This window comes from Mucilaginibacter sp., assembly GCF_041660805.1.
Lineage (GTDB): Bacteria > Bacteroidota > Bacteroidia > Sphingobacteriales > Sphingobacteriaceae > Mucilaginibacter.
Genome location: NZ_JBAZVP010000005.1, coordinates 99,363 through 115,919, shown reverse-complemented (window position 1 = coordinate 115,919; position 16,557 = coordinate 99,363). Strand labels below are relative to the sequence as shown.

The window sequence follows — 16,557 nt, the reverse complement described above, 5'->3', positions numbered from 1 at the left end:
TTAAATATATACCGTTAAATCTGTATACAAAAAAAAATAAATAAATTTAATGGTGTAAATTTGACACACTATATTCGTGCCTACAAATTTACTTGTGTAAAGATGCATAAAATTTCAAAAATAGCAGTTCTTACTTCAGGCGGTGATGCACCGGGTATGAACCCCTGTATCCGTGCGGTTGTACGAACAGCAATATACAACGGTTTACAGGTGGTAGGCATACGCCAGGGCTATCAGGGGCTTATTGATAACAATATGTATGATATGAGTACCCGCTCGGTAAGTAACATACTAAATCTTGGCGGCACCATATTAAAAACAGCGCGCTGTCTTCCTTTTCGCAGTGATGAGGGAATGGAGTTAGCTTATCAGAACCTTAAATCACAAGGTATTGATGCCATTGTGGTTATAGGCGGCGACGGTACTTTTACAGGTGCACTGCGTTTCTCAAAAAAATACCCGGACATTGCCGTTATTGGCGTTCCGGGGACAATAGATAATGACCTTTACGGATCAACCTATACCCTTGGGTTTGATACAGCTACCAACACTGTTATTGAAGCAATTGATAAAATTCGCGACACTGCCGATGCGCATGACCGTTTGTTTTTTATTGAAGTAATGGGCCGCGACTCGGGGGCTATTGCTTTACGTGCCGGTATATCATGCGGAGCAGAGGCTATCCTGTTGCCTGAAAGGGCCACAGCTATTGAGAATTTGATTGATAACTTAAAGGCCGGCCAATACAACAAAAAATCGTCAAGCATTGTGATTGTTGCCGAAGGTGATAAGAGCGGCGGCGTTTATGATGTAGCAGAGGCAGTTAAAAAACAGGTTAAATTTTACGATATAAAAGTTACTATATTAGGCCACTTGCAACGCGGGGGCAGCCCATCGGCATTTGACAGGATTTTGGGAAGCCGTTTAGGGTTTGCTGCTGTAAATGCGCTAATTGCCGGTAAAACACAAATGATGGTGGGCCTTGAAGCCAACCATATTAAATTGACAAGCCTTGAAGAAGCGCTAAATCATCATCAGTTTAAGTTAGAAGAAGACTTGATGCAGATGTCAGAAATATTATCTATATAAATGATTGCAGTTGTATATAGTGGATCAAACAATGCCGGCTGGCGGCTGGCCTACAAGGGACGTACTGTAGCCTCTTTTAACACAAATGCCATCAATCCCTATTTTAATGATGAGAAATACATCACGCAACTGCTTAACAAAAACATTAACCTCATTCATCACGCTGAAGAAATAAAACGAATTTATTTTTTTGGTGCCGGTGCATCATCAGATGAGTTAAAGCAGGTAATTTATAACGCCTTAGCTTCATTTTTTAAATTTGCAAAGATCAGCGTTGATCATGATATAGCAGCTGCTGCTATTGCCTGTTGCCGCAATAACCCCGGTATTGTAAGTATTTGTGCAAGCGGATCAAACGCTGCCTGGTATGACGGAAAAAAGGTTACACCAAATAATTATGGTTTGGGTTATATATTAGCTGATGAAGGTTCAGGCAATTGGCTGGGCAGGCAGCTGATAAAAAGCTTTATGAGTGAAACACTACCTGCTAACCTGCGGAAAAAGTTTATACACCGCTATGATGCCGATCGCAAAACCTTGCTGGAAAAAGTATATCGCCAAAAACAGCCAGCGTTGTTCTTAAGCTCATTCAGCGATTTCTATTTAGATAACAAAGATGATGCTTACCTGGGTAATATCATAAAAACCGGCTTTGGTAAGCTGATTGATACATATATACTACCCTTACAAAAGCAGCACCCCAATGCCCCTGTACATTTTGCAGGCTCGGTAGCGTCAAATTTTCAGGAGCACCTGTATGAGACAGCCGAAGGTGCAGGTGTTAAAATAGCTGCTATTATTAAAGAACCTATAAACAATTTATTATCGTATTATTCAAATAAAAATTAGAAAATCATGAAAATAGGAATTAACGGCTTTGGCCGTATCGGCCGTTTAGCTTTCAGAGCTGCAATTGAAAGAGAAGGCGTTGAAGTTGTTGGTATTAATGACCTTGTTGAGCCAGATTACATGGCTTACATGTTAAAATACGACTCAACCCACGGACCATTCAAAGGCACTATTGCTGTTGAAGGCGGCCACTTGGTAGTAAACGGTAAAACCATCCGTGTTACTGCTGAAAAAGACCCTGCGAACCTTAAATGGAACGAAGTTGGCGCGGAAGTAATTATCGAGTCGACCGGGTTATTTTTAACACAGGAAACTGCACAAAAACACATTGATGCAGGTGCTAAGAAAGTTGTTATGAGCGCCCCTGCAAAAGATGATACCCCTACATTTGTAATGGGTGTTAACCATAAAGAATTAAAAGCTGATCAAACTATTGTATCAAATGCATCATGTACTACCAACTGTTTAGCACCTATCGCTAAGGTATTAAATGATTCTTTTGGTATTGAAGAAGGTTTAATGAGCACAGTACACGCTGTAACTGCAACTCAAAAAACTGTTGATAGCCCGTCTGCTAAAGACTGGAGAGGTGGCCGTGGTGCTTACCAAAACATCATCCCTTCATCAACAGGTGCTGCTAAAGCGGTAACTTTGGTTATCCCTGATCTTAAAGGTAAATTAACAGGTATGTCATTCCGTGTTCCGGTTGCTGACGTTTCTGTAGTTGACTTAACTGTACGTTTGAAAAAAGGTGCTTCTTATGAGCAGATCAAAGCTGCAATGAAAACAGCATCAGAAGGCGAACTTAAAGGAATTTTAGGTTATACCGAAGATGATGTAGTATCTGAAGATTTTAAAGGTGATTCACGCACATCAATATTTGATGCAAAAGCTGGTATCGCTTTAAATGACAACTTTGTTAAAGTTGTATCATGGTACGATAACGAATGGGGCTACTCAAACAAACTGATCGACTTAGTTCAAGAGATCGGCAAAATTTAATTAAACAAGCCTTTATATTGCAAAGCCTCCCGAGTTTCGGGAGGCTTTGCTGTTTATAGCCTGCCTGTATCTTTTAGTTTCCTGAAGCAAATAATTATTACTTTAGTTTATGGAATTAAACGTGGTTTACTTTTATACCGTTGCCATAGTTGATTGGGTGCCACTTATCAATACAGATAGGTTTAAGCATATTGTTATAGATAGCCTTATCTATCTCATCAAAAAGAATAAATTAAAAGTATATGGGTTTGTAATAATGCCGAATCACATTCACATTATTTGGGAAAACATTGCTTTGAACGGAAAAGAAATGCCATATATAAGTTTTATGAAATTTACCGGGCATCAGTTCTTAGAAGAGCTCAGCTACTCAAACCATTTATTAAACAAATTCAAGATCCCCGGTGATGACAGGGAACATCAGTTCTGGCAAAAGAAAGGGTTAAGTAAAATAATGCATGATAAAGAAGTAGTAGAACAAAAGTTAAACTACATGCATTTAAATCCATTGCAAGCCCATTGGAATTTAGTGACTGATCCTAATGAATATTATTTTTCATCCTGCTCATTTTACGAACAAGAAGATAAACGATTTGATTGGTTAACAGATTATAGGGATACTTTTTAAGCAAGGTGGTGGTGAGGACACCGCCACCGGGAATAATTTTTCTTTTCGGTGTCCCCACCGAAAATCGCCGACCTATATTTCGTTAAGCAATGTGGCGGTGAGGACACCGCCACCGGAAATAGCTTTTTTCTTTTTCGGTGTCCCCACCGAAAATAACCGACTTACTTTTCGTTAAGCAATGTGGCGTGAGGACACCGCCACCCGGAATAACTTTTTCTCCTTTTCGGTGTCCTCACCGAAAATAACCGACTTACCTTTCGTTAAGCAAGGTGGCGGTAAGGACACCGCCACCCGAGAATAACTTTCTCTCCTTTTCGGTGTCCCCACCGAAAATAACCGACTTACTTTTCGCTAAGCAATGTGGCGGTAAGGACACCGCCACCCGAGAATAACTTTCTCTCCTTTTCGGTGTCCCCACCGAAAACAACCGACTTACTTTTCGTTAAGCAAGGTGGCGGTGAGGACACCGCCACCCCGGAAATATTCTCCTTTTCGGTGTCCTCACCGAAAATCGCCGAAATAACCTTACATCAACTCCCCGTCCTTTTTTACATGATACGTTTTATAGGCCATGTAGTATAACAGCACTGTGGGTAAAATATAAAATAACGCACCCTGGCTTTTAACATTGGGGTAAGCGGCAATTATTTCGTATATTAATAATGCCAGGGCAACAGTGCCGCCAATAAGGTATAAGTAAAAAAACTTTCCGCTCATATTGTCAGTATTTATTTAGCCTTGGCTGATTTTACCTTCTTAGTTTCTAATTGTTTAGCACTTACTTTCTTAAATATAGCTGTGCCTAATGGCGGAGTAGTAATGCTGATTGAATTATCCTTACCATGCCATGCTTCCGGTTCAGATGCAATAGGGTCGAAATTAATCAATCCACCGCCCCAATATTTTTCGTGGTCTGAGTTGAATACTTCCTGCCACTCACCCGCTGCAGGCACGCCTACACGATAATTATAATGCGGAACCGGGGTCATATTAAATACGATAAGCAGGTCGTTTTCTTTATCAATCCCCTTACGGATGTAAGCTATAACCGAGTCATTTAAATTGCTGGCATCTACCCATTCAAAGCCTGTCCAGTCAAAGCTTTTTTCATAAAGTGCAGGTTCGGTTTTGTACAAGGTATTTAGTGCCTTTACCGTTTCTTTTATCCCCTGATGGCTCTCATATTGCAGCAAATGCCAATCTAATGATTTCCGGTAGTCCCACTCAGCGCTTTGCCCAAACTCGCCGCCCATAAACAATAATTTGCTTCCGGGATGAGTGAACATATAGCTATACATTAAGCGCAAGTTGGCAAAACGCTGCCAGTCATCGCCCGGCATTTTCCCTAACATTGAACCTTTACCATACACTACCTCATCATGCGAGAACGGCAGCATAAAGTTTTCTGTAAAGACATATATCAAACTAAACGTAAACTGGTTTTGGTGATACCTGCGATATATAGGGTCGTGTGAGAAATAATCAATAGTATCATGCATCCAGCCCATCATCCATTTCATTCCAAAACCTAAACCACCTGTATAAACCGGGCGACTCACACCTGTAAACGAGGTTGATTCTTCGGCAATCGTCTGCACATCCGGGAAGTTGCTGTAAACTGTGGCGTTAAATTCTTTGAGGAAGGATATCGCTTCTAAATTTTCATTCCCGCCAAAAACGTTTGGTTCCCACTCGCCATGATTGCGCGAATAATCAAGGTAAAGCATTGAAGCTACCGCATCTACACGTAACGCATCAATATGGTAGCGCTCCAGCCAAAATAATGCGTTGCTTATTAAAAACGCGCGGACCTCATTACGGCCGTAATTAAATATGTATGATTTCCAGTCGGGATGGAACCCTTTACGCACATCGGCATGCTCGTATAAATGCGTACCATCAAAATTATATAACCCGTGTGCATCACCCGGGAAATGCGAAGGTACCCAGTCTAATATTACCCCTATCCCGGCTTTGTGAAATTGCTCAACAAGGTACATAAGGTCCTGCGGGGTGCCGTATCTGGATGAGGCGGCAAAGAAACCCGTTATTTGATATCCCCAGCTTGGATAATAAGGGTGCTCCATAACCGGCATAAACTCTACGTGTGTAAAGCCCATTTCCTTAACGTAAGGCACCAATGTATCGGCAAGCTGCCTATAGCTCAAAAATTCATCGGGACTCTCCGGACTGCGGGCCCATGAGCCAATATGCATTTCGTATACCGAATATGGCTTATCTAAAGCGGTGTATTGATAACGATCGGCCATCCACTGTTTATCATCCCACTCATAATAAGTATCGGCAACAATTGATGCCGTATGCGGCGGAAGCTCCCAGCGCAGGGCAAACGGATCTGCCTTTTCCAGGTCTTCACCGGTAGATGATTTGATGTAATATTTATAAGTTTCGCCAACACCAACATTTGGAATAAAGCCCTCCCAAATACCAGAGGCATCCCAGCGGTAGTTTAAGGTGTGTGAACCCTTGTTCCAACCATTAAAATTGCCAATTACTGATACGTACTGTGCATTTGGCGCCCAAACAGCAAAATAAGTACCCACAACGTTTTTATACTCAACCACGTGCGAACCCAGTTTTTCATAAAGCTTAAAATGCTTGCCAGATTTAAACAGGTCGATGTCAAAATCAGTAAAACGGCTATACGGTTCAACAGATTTCATCTCATTATTTTCAATGATCTCAACAGGGACAGACTTTTTGGCCGATGTGTTTTTTTTAGCAACCGGCTTTTTAGATGTTGTAATATCCTCAGATTCCGGCCAGGCACCTTTGTCAGTTTTTGGCTTGGTTTCTTTTTTAGCCTTTATAGGTTTAGATTCTGTTAATTCAGCAGCGGGTTTCTTAGTTTGCTTTGCCATAATATGTAGCGCTTGAGCGCTCAGGTTAATTGGTTGCGGGAAAAATCCCTGTTATTCAAATATATCATTATTGAACATACAATACGGATAGATGTTTATATTAAACAAAAAAGGCAGTTTAAAACTGCCTTTTTCTTATTTGAATATCTCTATTTGCTTAAAGTTCTTGCTAAACTTAAACTCATATGTCTTATCAGGATTAGAACTTATAGTGGCAATATCCTTACCATCGGCCACCACTTTTGATGGTTTAAATGGTAAGCCGTTTATTTTAAAGTGATAACCTTCATAACGTGGCGTATATAAACCTTCCATGCTTTGCTGTATAGTCAATTTATCGGCTGTGCCCTTTACTACAAATTTCTTCTCCAGGTAAATATCCTGCTCATAGGCAAATGTTTCGCCATAATCTTCAAACAGAAAAGAATTTACCTCATAACCGCTATAGTAAATATTCAGTTTAACTTCCTCAATTTCACGCTCGCCGGTGTATTGCATTATCGGATATTCGGGTATTACTGATCCCGCTTTAACAAATAACGGAATGACATCTAAAGGTGTGGGCACAATTACCTCTTTACCACCCTCAACTACCTCTAAGCTCCACCAGTTGTACCATGTACCTTTAGGTAAATATACCTTACGGCTTTGCTGGCCTGGTTCTAATACAGGGCAAATAAGTATTTTATCGCCATAAGTAAATTCGTCCTGGCGGAAATGATTAGCCATTGTATCCTGCTCAAGCATTACCACAGGCCTCAATATAGGGAATCCGTAACGGTGATGCTCCCAAAAAGCGGAGTATAAGTATGGTAATAAGCGATAACGCAGCTCTATAAATTTACGGTTGATGGAGGTGTATGGTTCACCAAAACTCCATGGCTCGCGCTCTTTGGTATCACCTGCAGAGTGTGCACGCATGAACGGTGAAAAAGCGCCCATTTGTATCCAACGGGTAAACAGTTCCCCATCAGGCTCGCCGCTAAAACCACCTATATCAGTCCCGCAGAAAGAAATACCAGAAACCGATAAGCGTTGTAACTGAATATTTCCCAATTTAAGGTGTTCCCATGATGCCACGTTATCGCCAGTCCAAACGGATGAATAACGCTGAACGCCTGAGTAGCCCGCGCGGGTTATAGTAAATGGGCGCTTATTTTTCATTTGCTTGCGCAAACCTTCATAAGTAGCCCGTACCATTTGCATACCATAAACATTATGCGCTTTACGATGCGATCCGCGGTAACCATCATACTGGTGGCGCACATCATCAGGGAAAGTGCCTGAACCAAACACAGCAGGCTCGTTCATATCATTCCAAACGCCGGCAACACCTGTTTCTACCAGGTCATCAAACAGATCGCCCCACCACTCGCGTACTTCCGGGTTGGTAAAATCAGGGAACTGGCAACGGCCCGGCCAAACATGGCCTTCCATAAAGTAATCATCGCTGCGGCGGCAAAAATATCTTTTCTCTTTACCTTCTTTAAATACCCAATAGTTATCATCCACACGGATGCCCGGATCAATAATAACCACCGTTTTAAAACCTGCCGAAGCCAGTTCAGCTATCATTTTCTTTGGATTAGGGAAGTATTTGGGGCTCCATGTAAAGCAACGGTAACCATCCATATAATCAATATCCAGGTAAATACCATCACATGGTATCCTGTTTTGACGAAAGCCATTGGCAATAACCTTTACTTTATTCTCGGGATAATAGCTCCAGCGGCACTGATGATAGCCCAGCGCCCAAAGCGGAGGCATAGGATGCGTACCGGTAAGCAAGTGATAGTTCTTTACCACATCCATCATATGCGGCCCGTGGATGTAGTAATATTGCAGTTCGCCACCATCAGACCAAAAACTGGTTTTAGTTCGGTCTTCTGCGCCAAAATCAAAGTGCGCTTTAAAGGTATTATCAAAGAAAATACCATGGGCTATACCTTCATTAACGCTAATATAAAACGGGATTGAGCGGTAAAGCGGGTCCTGGTTAAAGCTGAATGAATAAGCATCTGTATTCCAGTTAACAAGACGCTTACCGCGCAGGTTAAACTCGGTCGCTTTATCTCCCAAGCCAAAAAAGCTTTCCTGATCATGGCAGGTTTTAGTACAGAATACATAGTAACCACCAAATTGGGTATTCTCTTCCCAATGCATTTGCACAGCATCAGAACTGGTTAAATGATCATTTTTATCAGAAAAAGATATAAAAAAATCCAGTTTGCGAATATGGCAATTAACAGCCGGTGTACTTACCCTGAATTCCTTCTCATTTTCAAACAAGGTAAATTCAACTGCCTGATGCGGCAATTTGGGAACGGCATATGAAAAATCATCTAAAAAAACACTGTGGGGTGCTAACCGTATGCGGATAATTTCGTTTGTGGCTACTATAACTTCAACACTGGCATCGCCATCAGTAAAGTAGAATTTATTCCCCAGTTGTTCCGCGTGATTTGGGGTACCCAGGTATTTTTTTACAATAGGTTTTATTCCCTCCGCAGGGTTATTTAAATGATGAAACTCTTCATCTTCCATCAGCTCATCGGCTTCTAAAAGCTTGGCTGTCAAAAGCTCAGGGTTTGGATTTGGTACGTTTGATTCCATAAAAAATACAAAAAGTTCAAATACTTTATTACAGATCAAAACTGTATAAAGCACAATTATTAAGTCGGCTAAGTGTTAAGTAGCTAATAAACGATTTATTAATGAATATCCAAGCGATAATTAAGCCAAAAAGCTATTGGCTTTTTAATTTTTAAAAGAATTACAAATTTAGCAATAAACCGCTTGCAGCATGCACTGTTATATCCACACCTGCTTGCATATTATTAGTTTTAAAAACTTTATTACTTAACAGATCTGTAAAAATCACCTCACCTTGTAAATTCCATTTACTTAAAAGATCATCGGGCAGTTTTAGTTTGATAGACTTGTCCTGCCGGCTAAAGTTAACAATAACCAGCACGCGCTGGTGCGAAGTATAGCGCAAATAAGTATACAACATGGTGTCAAAACCCGGCTGCTGCTCATTGGCTATCATCAATTCATAAAAGCTGCCGTTTCGCAGGGCCTCATTTCCTTTAACCGTGTTAAGGAGCTTGCTGTAAAAGCCGCGCAGTTCTTTTTGTTGTGCCGATAATTGCCCTCCATCAAACTTGCCGTTATTTAACCATTTTTGATGCCCGGGTACGCCCCAATAATCAAAAATAGTGGTGCGCCCATCATCGCCGCTAAAACCGGATGCACCTGCAGCAGGTTCGCCTACCTCCTGCCCCGAATAGATCATTACCGGCCCCGTGGCTAATGTAGCACTCACTATCATACCCGGCACGGCCAGGAATGCATCGCCTGCAAAATTATTACTGGCTATACGTTGTTCATCGTGGTTTTCCATAAAACGCAGCATATGCTGGTCAATATCACGGGTATGGTTATTCCAAACATCATTTATTTGCCAGGTGTTGGCGCCCGGCTCGTTACAGGTAAGCCTGCGGATAGCATCATATAGGCCAACTTTGTCGTACAGATAATCGAACCGGCCATTCTGTATGTAATTGCAATATTGATTTTTATCGTAGGCTTCGCCGATGAAAATAAGGCCGGGATAAACTTCCTTTAACCTGGGGATGAGCCATGCCCAGAACTCAACCGGCACCATTTCTATCATATCGCAGCGGAAACCATCAACCCCCATATCAGCCCAATAGCTTAGTATATGGTGCATTTTGTTCCACAGGGGTGGTATTTGATCAAAGTATGATCTTTTACCGTCGAGATAATAAACGCCATAATTTAGTTTGATGGTCTCGAACCAATCGTTAATCCCCGGAGCCGGATTAAATACATCATTACCCGTTGCTTTAGCCGGGAACTCATCAAACTTGCCGTCCTTTAGCGGAGATTTAAACTCATCGCCACCGGGGTTGTAACCTCCGGGTACTACAAAGGGATAGCAGGGCATGTAGTAAAAATCATTACAGGGCGCAAAATGCATAGTATTATCATCGTCCTCACCAAAATCCCGCACACCTGCTGGTTTGGCATCTGATGCATAGGTACGCGCCACGTGGTTAGGCACAAAATCAATAATAACTTTCATTCCGCTTTTGTGCGTCCGGTCAATCAGTTCCTTAAATTCGCTGATCCGGTTATCCACATCTACCGCCAGATCCGGCGCTATATCATAATAATCTTTTATAGCATACGGCGAACCTGCCCGGCCTTTTACCACATCGGGGTCGTCAGTTTTTATGCCGAATGCCGAATGATCCGTCATGGTGGCGTGCTCAATAACTCCGGTGTACCAAACGTGGCTAAAACCCATTGTTTGAATTTCTGTAAGGGCCTTATCGGTTATGTCATTCAGTTTGCCAACACCGTTCTCCTCAACCGAACCATAGATTTTGTTGGTTGTATTAGTATTGCCGAATAGGCGGGGCAGCAGTTGGTATATAATTAATTTATGGTCAGGCATTCAAATTTCGTTTGATTTAACAAGTACCGCGTCATTCGCATTTATATTATGCGCTGCGCCGTAAACTTTTACAGTAATCTTTTGGTCGGATGTATTTTTGATATTAATTCCTTCCCTACTCACCCTCACGTTCAGTAATGCTCCTCTAAAACCTACCTGGAAAGAAAACGCGTTCCATTTTGGTGGTAATAGCGGATTAAACGATAACACACCATCCTTTACCCGCATCCCGCCGAAACCTTCAACTACTGCCATCCAGGTGCCGGCCATTGAGGTAATGTGGCAACCATCGTCGGTATCGTTATTATAGTCGTCTATATCCAACCGGGAAGTCCGCAGGTAAAACTCATAGGCTTTGTCTACATCGCCCAGCTTAGCCGCTAATATCGCGTGTACGCAAGGCGAGAGTGACGACTCATGCACCGTTCTCGGTTCATAAAAATTAAAATTACGACGGATGGTATCCATATCGTAGTTATCCTCAAAAAAGTAAAGTCCCTGCAATACATCGGCCTGTTTAATAAATACCGATCGCAGGATCCTGTCCCAGCTCCATTTTTGCACCAGCGGGCGTTCTGTAGCAGGCAGGTCTTTAACCAGTATTTGTTCCTTATCCAGGTAACCGTCCTGCTGTAAAAATATCTGCAGCTTATCATCATAAGGGAAATACATTTTAGCGATAATATCCGCAAACCTTTCACATTCCATTTCTTCGTTGAATGCAATTTTGCCAATAAGCTCATTGTATTTAGCGGCTTTTGTATCTTTTACTTTACCAATAACCTCCAGCGTATATTTTAAACACCAGATAGCAATAGTACTGGTGTACCAGTTGTTATTTATGTTGTTCTCGTACTCGTTTGGCCCGGTAACACCCAGCATCACATATAAATTCCGCTCGGCCGACCAGGTAATGCGCTGCGCCCAGAAACGGGATATAGCAATAAGCACTTCCAGTCCGTAATCTGCCAAATAAGCTTCATCGCCGGTGTAGCGGGTGTAGTTATAAATAGCATAAGCTATTGCCCCATTGCGGTGGATCTCTTCAAAAGTAATTTCCCACTCGTTATGGCATTCGGTACCATCCATAGTAACCATGGGGTATAATGCAGCTCCGTTTTTAAAGCCTAAGAGTTTGGCATTGTCTATAGCCTTGCCTAATTGCTTATAGCGGTATAATAACAGGTTACGGGCTACTTTAGGTTCAGCTGTGGCGAGGTAGAAAGGCACACAATATGCTTCCGTGTCCCAATAAGTAGAGCCGCCATATTTTTCGCCGGTAAAACCTTTCGGACCAATGTTTAATCTGTCATCCTCACCGGTATAGGTTTGGTTCAACTGGAATATGTTAAAGCGGATTCCCTGCTGTGCAGCGGCATCGCCCTCAATAATAATATCGTTATATTGCCATTTATCGGCCCAGGCAGCGGCTTGTTCGGCCAGCATGGTATCAAAGCCTTTGTTGCTGATGATAGTTAAAATATCGGCCGTTTTTTCTGCCAGTTCATCTGCCCCATAATTTTGCGATGAAAGATTGGCCGCGTATTTTATTAGCGTAATGCTTTGTCCTTGACTGGCCTGCAGCTTAATTTCAGCTGCTATATATTTCTCCTTTTGGACAGGTGCCGATTCAAATTCAACAGGGATACCATTCTGCAACACCGTAAACTTCATTGCAGTAGCTACCTCAAAGCCGGTCTTTTTTGTGCGCAGCTGCACAAAACCGTTATCATGACTGACCTCTTTTTTTACCTCGTCCCAAAATTTCTCGTCGTAATTAGAATCCTTGTTTACAATGTCGCCATCAATAAAGGGGGTCAATGTTATCTCTCCCTCAAAATTTACAGGGGTGATGGTATATTTAATAACCCCGGTCTCGTCATCGGCCATGCTGCAAAAGCGGATCGCCTCAACCTCCACTTCTTTGCCCGAAGCAGTTCTGGCGCGGAAGTTCCGTTTCAGATAACCCTTTTTCATATTCAGTTCCCGGCGGAAATTGAGCACTTCGCATTTGGCCAGGTCGAGTTGTTCATCACCTATCCAAACGTCAATACCTATCCAGTTGGCGGCATTTAAAACTTTGGCAAAGTATTCAGGGTAGCCGTTTTTCCACCAGCCTACACGGGTTTTATCGGGATAGTAAACGCCGGCAACGTAGTTTCCCTGCAGGGTATCACCACTGTAAGCTTCCTCAAAGTTGGCCCGCTGCCCCATCCGGCCATTGCCCAGACTAAATACGCTCTCAGCAACTTTATTGTAATGTGGGTCAAAGCCATCTTCTATGATCTTCCACTCGTCAACTTTAAAATAATCCTTCATGCTATAAGGGTATAATATTGCCTGTAATACCCTGCGCTAAAATAATACAAACATTTATTAAAGCCTTATGTAAATACTTGGCTTTTGCGGGGCTGCAAGTTTATTCACCCCGCTGGCGAAGAAGCCTCACCCCGACCCTCTCCAAATGAGAGGGGAATTAAATTTTAAAGTCCTCTCCTTTGTAGAGGATTTAGGTGAGGCTATTTGCACCTTACAACTATTCCCTTTAAATTGCATTACCTATTTTATGAAAAATACTGTCCTTATAATTGGAGCCGGGGCCGCCGGTTTAATGGCGGCACATACCCTGTGCAAAGCCGGCAAAGCAGTTACCGTATTAGAAGCACGTAACCGCACCGGCGGGCGTATTTATACCTTAAACGATACCACCTTTTTTAACCAGACCGAACTGGGTGCCGAATTTGTACATGGCGACCTGCCTGTTACCCTCAAGTTATTGAAAGAGGCCAAACTCCCCTATCGTTCTGCCGATGCCGAAATGTGGCGTTATGAAAAAGGCAGATTTGAGGAAAATAGTATGATAATAGAGGGCTGGGACCTGCTTATTAAAAAGCTGAATGAGCTGCAAGAGGATACTGATATTTACAACTTTTTGCAAATGGAGTTCCCTGGTGATAAATATGCGGAGCTACGTGACTCCGCATGGAAATTCGTATCCGGCTATGACACCGCCGACCCACATAAGGCCAGTACTTCTGCATTACGCAAAGAGTGGCAGCACGAGGAGGAAAATGCCCAGCACCGGGTAAATGGCGGGTATTGTTCTATGATCAATTACCTGGTTAACGAGTGTGAGGCAAAAGGTGGTGAGGTGTTGCTGAGCTCTGTTGTAAAAGAGATCCGCTGGAAAAAAGGAAATGTTAAAGCCATTTGTGAAGATGGTGCAACATATGAAGCCGAACAAATTTTGATAGCAATGCCCCTTGGTGTTTTACAGGCTGATAAAGAAGAACAAGGTGCAGTAACCTTTCATCCTGAAATTCCGGAGTACGGCCGGGCGATACAACAAATGGGCTTTGGCGCTGTAATAAAAATATTGCTGGAATTTACCGACGCTTTTTGGCTCGACAAAAAAACAAAGGCGATGACAGGTAAGGATGTAGAAAAGATGGGGTACCTGTTCTCTGACGAAGAGATCCCTACATGGTGGACGCAGTTGCCCGACCAATCAAAAGTATTCACAGGCTGGATAGGCGGCCCGGCAGCAGCAGATAAGATAGCTATGCCTGATGAAGAAATATTAGAACAGGGACTACAATCGTTAGCAAATATTTTTAACCGTGATATGAATGAGTTAAAGAGCAAACTGATAGCCTGCAAGATAATGAACTGGACAGCAGATCCATTTACCCGCGGCTCCTATGCTTATGATACCGTTGAAGCGCCACAAGCCCGAAAGCTTTTAAATACGCCTATAAGCGATACAATTTATTTTTGTGGCGAATATTTGTACCAGGGTGTAGCAATGGGTACTGTTGAAGCCGCTTTAACTAATGGTGAAGAAGCGGCGAAAAAGATGCTGAAATAGTATACTATTGGCCAACTGTTCCGTTCCGCTAAAAGCGGAACAAAGCGGAACAAAAACGGAACACCTTGATACTATAATTAACAATAATGGATAACCATTACCCTGCCTGCCCCGCCAGCAGATACAGCACCGCCATCCTGATAGCCACGCCATTCTCTACCTGATCAAGGATGATGGATTGCTTACTATCGGCAACGTCACTGGTAATTTCTACACCACGGTTTATTGGGCCGGGGTGCATAACGGTGATCTCTTTGTCGAGGCCATCCAGGATCTGTTTATTTAAACCGTAAAGCATGGTATATTCACGTAACGACGGGAAGTATTTAATATCCTGGCGCTCCATTTGAATGCGCAACATGTTGGCTACATCGCACCAGTTAAGGGCTTTTATTAAGTTATGCTCAACCTTAACACCTAACGCGCCAATGTATTTTGGGATCAATGTGGTTGGGCCGCAAACCATAACCTCGGCACCTAATTGTTTCAGGCAAAGAATATTTGATAGCGCCACACGCGAGTGCAGAATATCTCCAACTATCACTACTTTTTTACCTGCTACCTCACCATATCTCTCCCTTATTGAAAAAGCATCTAATAAAGCTTGTGTGGGATGTTCGTGCGCGCCGTCGCCGGCATTTACTATCTGGGCTTTTACGTGTTTTGATAAAAAGATACCGGCACCGGCATAAGGGTGACGCATTACTACCATATCTACCTTCATGGCCAATATGTTGTTTACGGTATCAATTAGGGTTTCGCCTTTACTAACAGATGAGGACGACGCCGCGAAATTAACCACATCTGCAGACAACCTTTTCTCGGCCAGCTCAAAAGATAAACGGGTACGGGTTGAGTTTTCAAAGAAGATATTGGCAATGGTAACATCACGTAATGATGGCACCTTTTTTATTGGCCTGTTTAAAACCGTTTTAAAATTATCGGCCGTTTCAAATATCAGGTCGATATCTGCCCGGTTCAAGTCTTTTATACCTAATAAATGCCGTGTGCTAAGAGCCATGTTTTTCTATTTCGGATATCGGATTTGCGATATCGGATTTATTTATTTTCTGTATGCCTATTTATTACCTTCTATCGTGAGATTGCTTCGTTCCTCGCAATGACGCTTTGTTATTCTAATTTCAAATCCAAAATCGAAAATTCGAAATCACTTTGCTTCCGATACCAGTACTATCCTGTCTTCGCCGTCGGTTTCCTTCCAGCTTACTACAACTTTTTGCGATGCAATGGAATCTACCTCAATACCTACATAATCTGCCGCAACGGGTATATGTCTTGAATAACGGCGATCTACCAGTGTCAGCAGCTCTACCTTTTCGGGCCTGCCAAATGCCTGCATGGCATCCATAGCAGCACGAATGGTACGGCCGGTCCAAAGCACATCATCCATCATGATCACCTTTTTACCTTCAATAATAAAATCTATTTTGGTTTGATTAGGAACCAGCGGTGAATCGCGCCTGCGGAAATCATCGCGGTAAAAGGTAATGTCCAGGTCGCCTTGCTCAATTGTACTTTCAGGTAATATTTTGCGCAGTTCATCTGCTACACGCTTAGCCAGATAAATGCCACGCGGCTGTATCCCTATTAAAACTGAGCGGGAAAAATCGTTATGATTTTCAATTAACTGACGACATAAACGCTGAATTGTGATTTGAAATTTCTGACCGTCGAGCAGCGTTAGATTTTGCATCGTATGGGTGGATTTGGGCAAAGGTAAAAAATTGTTTGGTGT

The 16,557-nt window shown here is 42.5% G+C and carries 12 protein-coding genes; 5 read left to right on the top strand and 7 right to left on the bottom strand.

All coding sequences use genetic code 11. From position 1 onward, the window contains the following. The first annotated feature begins 102 nt into the window (after nt 1–102). The 4 genes from pfkA (at nt 103) to WC743_RS09355 (ending at nt 3,568) form a co-directional block, all read left to right on the top strand. Complete coding sequence (gene pfkA, locus WC743_RS09370; protein ID WP_373011679.1) at nt 103–1,089, top strand: 6-phosphofructokinase; 987 nt, start codon at nt 103–105, stop codon at nt 1,087–1,089. Next, nucleotides 1,090–1,938: a hypothetical protein gene (locus WC743_RS09365; protein ID WP_373011678.1), complete on the top strand. Its 849-nt coding sequence runs from the start codon at nt 1,090–1,092 to the stop codon at nt 1,936–1,938. Between the two features lie 6 nt (nt 1,939–1,944). Next, entirely contained in the window at nt 1,945–2,940 is a 996-nt protein-coding gene (gene gap, locus WC743_RS09360; protein ID WP_373011677.1) for a type I glyceraldehyde-3-phosphate dehydrogenase, read from the top strand. Between the two features lie 109 nt (nt 2,941–3,049). Next, nucleotides 3,050–3,568, top strand: coding sequence for a transposase (locus tag WC743_RS09355; RefSeq protein ID WP_373011676.1), 519 nt, complete (start codon nt 3,050–3,052; stop codon nt 3,566–3,568). Between the two features lie 525 nt (nt 3,569–4,093). On the opposite strand, the gene WC743_RS09350 is transcribed toward WC743_RS09355, so the two are convergent. The 5 genes from WC743_RS09350 to WC743_RS09330 form a co-directional block, all read right to left on the bottom strand. Then, complete coding sequence (locus tag WC743_RS09350; protein ID WP_373011675.1) at nt 4,094–4,285, bottom strand: hypothetical protein; 192 nt, start codon at nt 4,283–4,285, stop codon at nt 4,094–4,096. A gap of 11 nt (nt 4,286–4,296) precedes the next feature. Beyond that, complete coding sequence (glgB, locus tag WC743_RS09345; protein WP_373011874.1) at nt 4,297–6,252, bottom strand: 1,4-alpha-glucan branching protein GlgB; 1,956 nt, start codon at nt 6,250–6,252, stop codon at nt 4,297–4,299. A 333-nt stretch (nt 6,253–6,585) separates the two neighbouring features. Then, nucleotides 6,586–8,994 carry a glycoside hydrolase family 31 protein gene (locus tag WC743_RS09340; protein ID WP_373011873.1) on the bottom strand — a complete coding sequence of 803 codons (2,409 nt, stop codon included), beginning with the start codon at nt 8,992–8,994 and terminating at the stop codon, nt 6,586–6,588. Nucleotides 8,995–9,223: 229 nt separating this feature from the next. Next, nucleotides 9,224–10,933, bottom strand: a complete 1,710-nt coding sequence (locus WC743_RS09335) for an alpha-amylase family protein (protein WP_373011674.1) — start codon at nt 10,931–10,933, stop codon at nt 9,224–9,226. Continuing rightward, nucleotides 10,934–13,252, bottom strand: a complete 2,319-nt coding sequence (locus tag WC743_RS09330; protein WP_373011673.1) for a glycoside hydrolase family 65 protein — start codon at nt 13,250–13,252, stop codon at nt 10,934–10,936. Between the two features lie 247 nt (nt 13,253–13,499). Between WC743_RS09330 and WC743_RS09325 the strand changes: the two genes are divergently transcribed. After that, on the top strand, nt 13,500–14,801 hold the full coding sequence (locus tag WC743_RS09325) for a flavin monoamine oxidase family protein (RefSeq protein WP_373011672.1): 1,302 nt from the start codon (nt 13,500–13,502) through the stop codon (nt 14,799–14,801). Between the two features lie 97 nt (nt 14,802–14,898). Here the strand turns inward: WC743_RS09325 and WC743_RS09320 are convergent, their stop codons facing one another. Continuing rightward, nucleotides 14,899–15,822, bottom strand: a complete 924-nt coding sequence (locus tag WC743_RS09320; protein WP_373011671.1) for an aspartate carbamoyltransferase catalytic subunit — start codon at nt 15,820–15,822, stop codon at nt 14,899–14,901. A gap of 147 nt (nt 15,823–15,969) precedes the next feature. Next, nucleotides 15,970–16,515: a bifunctional pyr operon transcriptional regulator/uracil phosphoribosyltransferase PyrR gene (gene pyrR, locus WC743_RS09315; protein WP_373011670.1), complete on the bottom strand. Its 546-nt coding sequence runs from the start codon at nt 16,513–16,515 to the stop codon at nt 15,970–15,972. Between the last annotated feature and the right edge of the window lie 42 nt (nt 16,516–16,557).

Coding starts and splice junctions, on each gene's coding strand:
- pfkA (WP_373011679.1), top strand. CDS start 103: ATGCATAAAATTTCAAAAATAGCAGTTCTTACTTCAGGCGGTGATGCA.
- WC743_RS09365 (WP_373011678.1), top strand. CDS start 1,090: ATGATTGCAGTTGTATATAGTGGATCAAACAATGCCGGCTGGCGGCTG.
- gap (WP_373011677.1), top strand. CDS start 1,945: ATGAAAATAGGAATTAACGGCTTTGGCCGTATCGGCCGTTTAGCTTTC.
- WC743_RS09355 (WP_373011676.1), top strand. CDS start 3,050: ATGGAATTAAACGTGGTTTACTTTTATACCGTTGCCATAGTTGATTGG.
- WC743_RS09350 (WP_373011675.1), bottom strand. CDS start 4,285: ATGAGCGGAAAGTTTTTTTACTTATACCTTATTGGCGGCACTGTTGCC.
- glgB (WP_373011874.1), bottom strand. CDS start 6,252: ATGAAATCTGTTGAACCGTATAGCCGTTTTACTGATTTTGACATCGAC.
- WC743_RS09340 (WP_373011873.1), bottom strand. CDS start 8,994: ATGGAAGATGAAGAGTTTCATCATTTAAATAACCCTGCGGAGGGAATA.
- WC743_RS09335 (WP_373011674.1), bottom strand. CDS start 10,933: ATGCCTGACCATAAATTAATTATATACCAACTGCTGCCCCGCCTATTC.
- WC743_RS09330 (WP_373011673.1), bottom strand. CDS start 13,252: ATGAAGGATTATTTTAAAGTTGACGAGTGGAAGATCATAGAAGATGGC.
- WC743_RS09325 (WP_373011672.1), top strand. CDS start 13,500: ATGAAAAATACTGTCCTTATAATTGGAGCCGGGGCCGCCGGTTTAATG.
- WC743_RS09320 (WP_373011671.1), bottom strand. CDS start 15,822: ATGGCTCTTAGCACACGGCATTTATTAGGTATAAAAGACTTGAACCGG.
- pyrR (WP_373011670.1), bottom strand. CDS start 16,515: ATGCAAAATCTAACGCTGCTCGACGGTCAGAAATTTCAAATCACAATT.